Raw genomic sequence first — 5,250 nt, 5'->3', positions numbered from 1 at the left:
GTTCGTGCAGGGTCAAGCCCTCCACGGCCCGGCGGAAGTCCGCGAGCATGGGGTCGATGAGCGGTGAGTGGAACGCGTGGCTGACGTTCAGACGGCGGCTCTTGACACCGTCGGCGTTCATCGACGCCGTGATCTCCTCGACCGCGGCCGCCCCTCCGGCGACGACGGTGGCACGCGGACCGTTCACCGCGGCGATGTCCACGACCTCCGTCCACTCCGCCACGTACGGGGCCACCTCGGCCTCCGACGCCCGGAAGGACACCATCGCGCCGGTGCGGGGTAGGGCCTGCATGAGGCAGGCGCGGGCGGCGACCAACGCACAGGCGTCGGCGAGGTCGAACACACCGGCGACGTGCGCGGCCGCGATCTCACCGATCGAATGACCCAACAGGTGCCCCGGACGCACCCCCCAGCTTTCGTAGAGGCGGTAGAGGGCGACTTCGAGTGCGAAGGTGCCGCACTGCGTGTACAGGGTTTCGTGCAGCAGGCCCGCCGCCTCGGTGTGAGGGGCGGCCCAGACCACGTCCTTCAGGGGACGGTCGAGGTGCCGGTCCAAGAGCGCGACGGTTCGGTCGAAGGCGTCCGCGAACACGGGGAAGGCGGCGTGCAGTTCCTTCCCCATACCCGGCCGTTGGGCTCCCTGCCCGGTGAAGAGGAAGGCCGTCCCACCCTCCCGAACACGTCCCTGGTGGACGTTCTGGTCAGGTCTGCCGTCCACGTAGGCGGTCAGTCCCCGTACCAACTCTTCGCGGTCCCGACCCACGACCGCCACCCGGTGGGTCAGCCCCGTGCGCCGGGTCGCCAGTGAGTGTCCGACGTCCGAGGGGTGCGCCGTGGGAGCGGCCTCGACGAGGCGTCGGGCCTGCTCCTTGAGAGCGTTCGGGCCATGGGCCGAGACCGTCCAGGCCACGGCCTGCGGGCCTTCCGTGGCCCTCTCCACGGTCTCGGTCCGTTCCGGGGCACCGGTGACGACGACGTGGCAGTTGGTCCCGCCCATGCCGAACGACGAGACCCCGGCGACGTTCGGAGCCGGCCAGGGCATGCGTTCGGTCACGACCCTCAGGTTGAGCTCTTCCAAGGGGATACGCGGGTTGGGCCGGGAGAAGTTGAGGCTGGGGACGAGTTCTTCGTGATGGACCGACAGAACGGTCTTGAGGAGCCCGATGATCCCTGCGGCGCCTTCGAGGTGACCGATGTTGGTCTTGACCGATCCCACGAGCAGTGGTGAGCCCGGTTCCTGGGCGGCCCCCAGGGCCTCGCCCAGGGCGGCGGCTTCGATGGGGTCCCCGACGGGGGTGCCGGTGCCGTGCAGTTCCACGTATCCGACCGCCCCCGGTTCCACCCCGGCCCTGCGGTAGGCGGAGTCGAGCAGCGCCGCCTGCGCGGGCGCGCTGGGCACCGTCAGACCGTCCCCGCCCCCGTCGTTGTTCATGGCGCTGCCCGCGATGACCGCGTAGACCCGGTCACCGTCGGCCATCGCCTGGGCGAAGGGCTTCAGCACGACGAATCCGCCGCCCTCTCCCCGCACGAAGCCGTTGGCCCGCTCGTCGAAGGCATAGCAGCGGCCGTCGGGAGAGAGAGCCCCGAAGGCCCCCATACGAGCGGTGCCCCGACCGGAGAGATTGAGGTGCACGCCCCCCGCGACGGCCAGGTCGCACTGACCGGAACGCAGGCTCTCGCAGGCCATGTGGACGGCCACCAGGGAGGACGACTGTCCCGTGTCCAGGACGAGGCTCGGACCACGCAGCCCCATGGCGTAGGAGACGCGGTTGGCGATCATGCTCCTCGCCGCACCGGTGACCGCGTGCCGAGCGTCCACCCCGGTGCCGGAGGCCTCACGGAGAACCGCGTAGTCGTCCCCGATCGCTCCCACGTAGAGACCCGTCGCGGGCAGGGAACGAACGTCCGTTCCCTGGTCCTCCAGTGCCTCCCAGACCAGCTCCAGGGCGAGCCTTTGGTGCGGGTCCATCTCGGCGGCCTCCCTCGGGGAGATCCCGAAGAAGGGTGCGTCGAACGACTCGACGTCGTCCAGGAAGCCGCCCCGTGTGACGAACCCGGGCAGCCCAGGGCCGTCGGGCCAACGTCCCTCGGGAACCTCTCGGACCGCGTCGACCCCGGAACCGATCAGGGACCAGAGTTCATCGGGTCCATGCGCCATGGGAGCCCGGCAGGACATGCCGACGACGGCTATCGGGAGGTCTCCGGCCTCGTCGCTTCGGAAACCCGATCCGCCGAGCGTGAATTGCTGCACCATCTCCACCTTCCGGCGAGCACAGAACGAATGGCACACAGAGGTTCTTGTCCGGTTTGAGCCTGCCCGTCGTCGTGGTGCGCCAACAACCCCTAACATCGCCCCCTAGAACCCCTGTTTGTGCACCTGTGGCGGACACGTAGGCGGTGGATTGGAATACTGGTCCACATGCTCGATAGACGACTCAGATTCGGCGTCGTACTGATCTCATCCGGCTGCACCGCAGCGGAGTGGGCTAAGAAGTGCGCACGGGCGGAAGCGTTGGGATACGACGTCATCGGGGTTCCCGATCACCTTAATTTGATGTCTCCCTTTCCTTCCGCGGTGGCGGCCGGTTCGGCCACCAGCCGACCAAGGATCGCCGCTTATGTAATCAACGGCTGTTTCTACAATCACGCCCTTTTGGCCCGAGATGTCGCCACGACGGATCTTCTCCTCGACGGCAGGCTCGAAATCGGAATAGGAACCGGTTACGTCGAGCACGAATTCGTGTCGGCCGACATCGAGTTCGGGAGTCCGGGGTCGCGGGTCCGGCGGTTGGAGGGGACTCTGTCCGGTCTACGGGAATTCCTGGACTCGGACGCGCTTCCCCATCCCGCACAGCGTCCGCACCCGCCCCTGATGATCGGAGGCCACGGCGAACGCGTCCTGCGCCTGGCCTCCCACGAGGCGGAGATCGTCGGCTTCACGGGAGCGAGGTTTCGCCCTGAATACGGCAGAACCGGCCTGGTCGACGCACCGACGCTGGAGAAGAGGGTCGACCTCGTGCGGGCGGAGACCTCCTACCGGCCCGATGGCGTGGAGTTCAACGTGCTGAGCAAGGCCACCGTCCTCACCGGTGATCGTCGCGCCGCCGCCGACCGACTCAGGGAACGGTACGGACCCGACCTGACCATCGATCAGGTCCTCGAACTCCCCACCGTGTTCGTCGGCCGCCCACGCGATATCGCCGAACAGCTGGAGAGCCACACCGACAGGTTCGGCATCACCTACTACACGGTGATGGAGGCCGCCATGGAGGACTTCGGGAAGGTCATCGAACTCGTGCGTTGACCGCGCCCTCGACCACTCGAACCGCGGCCTCCACCCCACCGGCCCGTTCGAAGGCGCGGCGCATGTCCTCCACCGAGGTCCGCACCGTGTCGTCGGTGGAGATCTCGTCGGCGAGTCGACGCAGGTGCTCCACCATGTCCTCCGAACCCTCCCGAAGGACCCTTCCCAGGTTGAGCTGCTCGATGCGGTCCGCGTTGGCGCGCTGTTCGCCCATCTGGGGCGCGGCGATCATCGGGACACCGAAGCTCAGGGACTCCATGACGCTTCCCATCCCCGCGTGTGTGAGGAACAGCCGCGCGTGCCCGAGCACTTCCAGTTGCGGCACCGTCGCGTGGACCTCGCAGTTGCGCGGGATGTCGCCGAGAACGGCCGGGTCGACGTGCCTTCCGATCACCAGGACCACGTGCCAGGAGGAGTCGCCGAAGGCTTGGACGACGTCCCGGAAGAAGTCGGGCCGGTTGTGGTAGAGGGTGCCCAGGGAGACCAGGAGCACGGGGCGGCCCGGCGGGGGCGTCCAGCCCTCGTCCCCTCGCCCCTCGCGCAGGCAGGGTCCGACGAAACGGAAGCTCTCGTCGAAGGTGTGTCCCTCGAACTGGAACTCGCGGGGCAGGAAGACGAGGTGTTCGGGAACACCACGGCCGAGCGAGTCCATGAGCTCGACCAGGGTGAGCCCCTCCTTGATCGCCATCCTCCGAATGCGAAGGATGAACCCGTAGAGCCTCGGGTCCAGCTTGTTGAACTTGACGTACTCGTCGGTCAGCGACCACGCGTCGTTGGACACGAAGTTGGGCCAGGAGGGCACCGCCGGTATGCCGTGCCGGTAGGCCAGCAGCCGGCCCCACCAGGCGACCAGACCATCGAAGACCACGACGTCCGGTCGGTTCCGCGTGAACCAGGCGTCGAGGCTCTCGGAGAGGTGCCGGGTCTCCCTCAGCCCGGCCAGGAGGCCTCGGGTGACGTCGAACCCGCTCAGTGTGAGGGGCTTGGCCCCCGAACCGGGCATCGTGGTCTCGTACGGCACCGGTTCGGCACCGGCCTCCTTGACCCGGCCCTCGTGTTCCTCCGTGACGAAATAGCTCACTCGGTGTCTTCTCCGGACGAGCGCCGAGACCAGGCCCAGTGTCGGGTTGATGTGTCCTGTGGCCGGGGGGGCCATGAAGACGAAATGTGCCACGTCGACTCCGTCGATTACTCCTGGATTAGACTTTCGGTCAGACTAGTGACTTTTCGGGCATCAGACCAATGACAACTGTCATTCCGTTGACATGACATTCACCCTAAGCACAGACACGAGCGGAACGACATCATGAAAGTGGATCGAGAATGAGAATTCAGAGATCTCCGTAGTCTCCGCAGCAGAAGTGAAAGGTCTCCGTCATGAACGAGAACACCAAGCAGATCGTCGTCATGTCCGCCACCTCGGTCGCCGGTGGTGTGATCGGAGGCGTCGCCGGCCTGTTCGTGCTCGGCCCGCACATCCTCATCCCGATCGGCGTGGTGGTCGGCATCGCGGTCGGGCTCAGCCTGAGCAAGCGCAGCCGCCAGGCCTGACCCGCCCCTTCCGAAGCCGGACGACCCGCAGCCGTTCACACTCGTCCCAGCTCGAAGAAACAGCTCATCGGAGAGACGTCATGGAGTTTCGCCACCTCTCGGTGGAGGGGGCCGTGGAGTTCGGTTTCCCCGTGTTCCCCGATGACCGCGGATGCTTCGCGTCCTCGCTCATGGAGTCCGACTTCGTGCGCGCGCTCGGGCGCCGGCCCTTCCGGCCCGGTCAGGTCAGCTTCACCCGCTCCCGCAAGGGCGTGGTGCGCGGGGTCCACTACACGGCCACCCCTCCGGGATGCGCCAAGTTCGTGCACTGCCCGGCCGGACGTGCGCTCGACATGGTCGTGGACCTCAGGGTCGGCTCACCCACCTGGGGGCGGTGGGACTCGGTGCTCATCGGC

At 67.2% G+C, this 5,250-nt stretch carries 5 protein-coding genes; 3 read left to right on the top strand and 2 right to left on the bottom strand.

The genetic code is table 11. The features are described from left to right. Nucleotides 1–2,254, bottom strand: a 2,254-nt coding sequence (locus K8V84_RS00515; RefSeq protein WP_304069157.1) for a type I polyketide synthase, incomplete at its 3' end; no start/stop codon positions are given. Between the two features lie 165 nt (nucleotides 2,255–2,419). On the opposite strand from K8V84_RS00515, the gene K8V84_RS00510 reads away from it, so the two are divergent. Next, a complete protein-coding gene (locus K8V84_RS00510) occupies nucleotides 2,420–3,304 on the top strand; it encodes a TIGR03621 family F420-dependent LLM class oxidoreductase (RefSeq protein WP_304069159.1) in 885 nt (294 codons plus the stop codon). Here the strand turns inward: K8V84_RS00510 and K8V84_RS00505 are convergent. Next, a complete protein-coding gene (locus K8V84_RS00505; protein WP_304069158.1) occupies nucleotides 3,285–4,460 on the bottom strand; it encodes a macrolide family glycosyltransferase in 1,176 nt (391 codons plus the stop codon). The two genes, K8V84_RS00510 and K8V84_RS00505, sit on opposite strands and share 20 nt — an antisense overlap. 221 nt (nucleotides 4,461–4,681) lie before the next feature. On the opposite strand from K8V84_RS00505, the gene K8V84_RS00500 reads away from it, so the two are divergent. Together K8V84_RS00500 and K8V84_RS00495 are read left to right on the top strand one after the other, a co-directional pair. Further along, nucleotides 4,682–4,855: a hypothetical protein gene (locus tag K8V84_RS00500; RefSeq protein WP_304069156.1), complete on the top strand. Its 174-nt coding sequence runs from the start codon at nucleotides 4,682–4,684 to the stop codon at nucleotides 4,853–4,855. An 80-nt stretch (nucleotides 4,856–4,935) separates the two neighbouring features. Further along, a partial coding sequence (locus tag K8V84_RS00495; RefSeq protein WP_304069155.1) for a dTDP-4-dehydrorhamnose 3,5-epimerase family protein occupies nucleotides 4,936–5,250 on the top strand: 315 nt, incomplete at its 3' end.

Origin of the sequence: Nocardiopsis listeri (genome assembly GCF_020741345.1) — a bacterium.
GTDB classification, from domain to species: Bacteria; Actinomycetota; Actinomycetes; order Streptosporangiales; family Streptosporangiaceae; genus Nocardiopsis; species Nocardiopsis listeri_A.
This window is presented reverse-complemented; position numbering and strand designations above follow the sequence as displayed.

What these genes read in the sequence shown, in the direction of transcription:
- K8V84_RS00510 (WP_304069159.1), top strand. Translation starts at nt 2,420, where the DNA reads ATGCTCGATAGACGACTCAGATTCGGCGTCGTACTGATCTCATCCGGC.
- K8V84_RS00505 (WP_304069158.1), bottom strand. Translation starts at nt 4,460, where the DNA reads ATGGCCCCCCCGGCCACAGGACACATCAACCCGACACTGGGCCTGGTC.
- K8V84_RS00500 (WP_304069156.1), top strand. Translation starts at nt 4,682, where the DNA reads ATGAACGAGAACACCAAGCAGATCGTCGTCATGTCCGCCACCTCGGTC.